The following is a 919-nucleotide window of genomic DNA, read 5'->3' as shown; positions in this document are numbered from 1 at the left end:
TGCACCATTTCGGCTATCTCGATTCGAACACGCGCTACCCGAGCCCGTTCATCCAGTTCGCCGGCAAACCCGGTGCAAGCCATTACGGGGTGCCGTTCGATGCCCACGGCTTCCTGAACGCGGCTCCCATCCCCGAGGCCAAGCCCCTCGGCGAGACCCGGATCTTGGTGGTGGGCGACTCGACCACGATCGATGGCGGCGACATCGCCAAGACCCTGCCCGGCCGCATCGAGCGGATCCTGCGGGCGGACGGGCTCGCCGACGCGAGAGTCTACAACTTCGGCGTGATGTCGAGCTGCCTCACGCAGATGACGCACCTGATCTGGTCGCGGCTGGTGACCTACGCGCCAGACGCTATCGTGGTGCTCAGCGGCAGCACCGACCTGTTCCAGCCCTGGACCTACGACCCGCGCCCCGGCCACCCCTACAACGCCTTCATCACCGAGCGGCTCTACGACCACTTCTTCGACACGCACGATCCCCGGGCCCGCGAGGACGGCCTGTCCTACGAGGGTCTGGTCTCGCTGATCTACGAGGAGCTGAAGCGGCTGCGCGCGGAGGTCGGCTGGCAGAGCCCCGGCTGGGAGGACGCCATCGTCCACCACTACCAGCTGGCCGCACACCGTCTGACCAAGCTGTCCCACGATCACGCCGTGCCGATCGTGAGCGTCCTGCAGCCGACAGTGCTGCGCAAGCTGCATCTCACGGAGGTGGAGCGCGGCGTGGCCTCGGGGGCGTTCCTGGCTTATCTCGACCGCCAGTACGCCAAGCTGGAGGCGTTCACGGCCGAGCTCGCGGCGCGGCGCCCGTACCGTCGCACCTTCACGGCGCTCGACCTCAGCGGGATTTTTCGAGACCGGGAGGAGGGGACCTTCTACGACATCGTCCACTACGACGATCCCGCCCGCGAGATCGTCGC

Annotated in this window: 1 protein-coding gene; it reads left to right on the top strand. The window is 67.2% G+C overall.

The features are described from left to right. The coding region (locus MFF58_RS31800; protein WP_505744330.1) for an SGNH/GDSL hydrolase family protein at positions 1–919 on the top strand (919 nt) is incomplete at both ends.

The sequence above is a fragment of the Methylobacterium longum genome (genome assembly GCF_022179385.1).
GTDB lineage: Bacteria > Pseudomonadota > Alphaproteobacteria > Rhizobiales > Beijerinckiaceae > Methylobacterium > Methylobacterium longum.
Note: the sequence above shows the minus strand (reverse complement) of the source record. Positions and strands in the feature narration are given on the sequence as shown.